Below are 2408 nucleotides of genomic sequence, written 5' to 3' on the forward strand. Positions count from 1 at the left end.
TTAATAAATGTGTACCGTACTGAAACGTAGTCATGCCTAATTTTTCAATTGTTCCACTTTAATAAATGTGTACCGTACTGAAACGTAGTCATGCCTAATTTTTCAATTGTTCCACTTACAGTAACTGTAGTTGAGTTTCCTCCGTTTTTCATTGAACTGCAACTGGAAATTACAGCCACGAATAGGGATAGTATTAATACTTTTTTCATCGGATTATGATTTTTTATTGTAATGGTATGATAACGGGATAACTTAACGGTATGCTACAAATTATGAAAATTTGCCTTTAAAAGCTAATAATTTGCTTCTGAAACTCAAAAAAGTATTGCACGGCTTTAACCAATCTGCTTCCATACCAGCTAAACATTTCTCCGTCTACCAGTATAATTTTTGCTTCAGGAATGGCCGCTTGTATTTCTTCAATGTGTTTTTCTCCAAAAGGATAAGGCTCGGACGACAGTAGGATCAGTTCGCAATTTAAAGTTTTCAGTTCCTCTAGTGTAACCAACGGATAACGTTCTTGCGTAATCACATTCGTCATACCATTAATCAGCAGAATATCATCAATAAAGGTATTTTTTCCAGCAGCCATGTAGGGCTTGCGCCAAATAAGATAGGCAACCTTTTTATCAATATGCTGTTGAAGTGCAAGTGTTTTCAGATCATTAAATCCAGCAGAAATTAAATGGTTAAGATAACTAGCTTCTGGCTCACGATCCACAAGTTCCCCTATCTGTCCAATGGTTTTCATCGCGTCATCCAAAGTGAAAATATCGCTCATCCAAACAGGAAAATCTGCTGCGAGCTCCTCTATATCACTTTGCGTATTCTCTTCTTTGTTGCCAATAATCAAATCGGGTTTTAAATCTTTGATTAAATCGATGTTAAGCTTTTTTGTTCCACCAACCTTGGTTCTTTCTGCAAATTTTTCTATCGGATGGATACAAAATTTGGTCAATCCGATAATTTCCTTATCCAATCCCAAATCAAATAACAATTCTGTTTGTGAGGGCACGACAGAAATAATCCGTTTAGGTGGAAAATTGATGAAAATTTCCCTGCCCATTTGATCGATAAAGGACTTTTGCATGTTGCAAATATAGGATTTAGTAAAGATTAGTCTGTTTAAAGGAAGTCTTTTAAAAGAACATTCTTCATTCAGTAAATTTTTACCTCATCAATCTGCAAACAACATTTTTTTATATTCTTTTGGAGTAACGCCTTTTGCGAGCTTAAAAAATTTGTTAAAGTTAGAAAGACTGTTAAAACCACATATATAGGCCATTTCACTTATCTGGTGATCACTTTCGGCAATTAATTTACAGGCATGCCCAATTCTTACTTCAYTAACAAAAGTGACAAAAGTTTTCTGTGTACGGTTCTTAAAATATCTGCAAAAAGCCTGTTTATTCATATTGGTCATCTCGGCAGCATCTACCAACAATATCTCTTTATTAAAATTATCAAAAACGTATTTCAAAATTTTGTCCATCCTATCATTATCTTTTAACTGATAGTTATTGGTATAACCCGGGCTCGCCAGTAACGCATAATCTTTATTTTGACAAAGCAGGTTTAAAATTTCGAGCACCCCTATTAAACGCGTTATTTCTTCTGTTGCCTGAGCAATTTTTAACAACAAAGGTTTTATTTCCTTTCTGGCCGAAAAGTTGAATTTCATTCCACGTTTAGCCAGTTGGAAAAAATTTTTAAGCTTCTGGATATTTTCTGGCTCATGAAAAATATCCAGTATTTTTTCGGGATGGAGAAAAAGCGAAATCGAATGTGCATGGATATTTGGTGTCGAATTGCTAAAATATTGCTGGCTATTGTGCCATACATGAGGCAAATTAGCGCCTACAAAAATCATGTCCTCGTTATTAAAATCTTCAATACTATCACCGATCATGCGGCGCCCTTCACTCTCAACGTTATAGGTGAGCTGGCATTCTTCGTGAAAATGGAATTCGGTAGAAAAGTAAGGTGCGTTTACAATCTTTATGCCGTAAACATCATTTACTTTTCCGTTAAGTATTTTGGCAAAAATCGGTTTCATTTGATATAGACTATTTCTTTACCATTAGTTATGATGCCTATTTGGTTATGAAAAACTAATTTACCATTTACATCTTAAATTACCAAATAACGTAAATAATTTAAGAAAAACAGCTAATATAACATCATTATTAGCGAATTATACCTCAGTTAATCTCTTTTTTCCTTAATAAATTAGCTATTACAAATGCTAACCAAATAACTAACATGCTTCATCATAAAATTATTGTACTAACAGGAGGTGCCGATGGCATTGGCTGGGAATGTGCAAAGGCTTATTCAAAAGCTGGCGCTACTGTTTGCATTCTTGATAAAAACCCAATAGCCGAAAACAAACTCTATGAACTCGAAAC

Annotated in this window: 4 protein-coding genes; 1 reads left to right on the forward strand and 3 read right to left on the reverse strand. The window is 34.5% G+C overall.

The genetic code is table 11. The features are described from left to right. Positions 1–44: 44 nt before the first annotated feature. The 3 genes from AC1DPQ_RS24765 to AC1DPQ_RS24775 all read right to left on the reverse strand — a co-directional run bounded on the left by AC1DPQ_RS24765 (position 45) and on the right by AC1DPQ_RS24775 (position 2056). Positions 45–209, reverse strand: coding sequence for a hypothetical protein (locus tag AC1DPQ_RS24765; protein ID WP_477611193.1), 165 nt, complete (start codon positions 207–209; stop codon positions 45–47). 77 nt (positions 210–286) lie between these two features. Beyond that, positions 287–1090 (reverse strand): helical backbone metal receptor, encoded by an 804-nt coding sequence (locus tag AC1DPQ_RS24770; protein ID WP_477581460.1) that lies wholly within the window; start codon positions 1088–1090, stop codon positions 287–289. Between the two features lie 87 nt (positions 1091–1177). Next, the gene (locus AC1DPQ_RS24775) at positions 1178–2056 is read right to left on the reverse strand and encodes an AraC family transcriptional regulator (protein WP_477611194.1); all 879 of its coding nucleotides are present in this window, start codon (positions 2054–2056) and stop codon (positions 1178–1180) included. A 206-nt stretch (positions 2057–2262) separates the two neighbouring features. Here AC1DPQ_RS24775 and AC1DPQ_RS24780 point away from each other — a divergent pair. Continuing rightward, positions 2263–2408, forward strand: a 146-nt coding sequence (locus AC1DPQ_RS24780; protein ID WP_477611195.1) for an SDR family NAD(P)-dependent oxidoreductase, incomplete at its 3' end; no start/stop codon positions are given.

This window comes from Pedobacter sp. 01T416_2, from assembly GCF_056398925.1.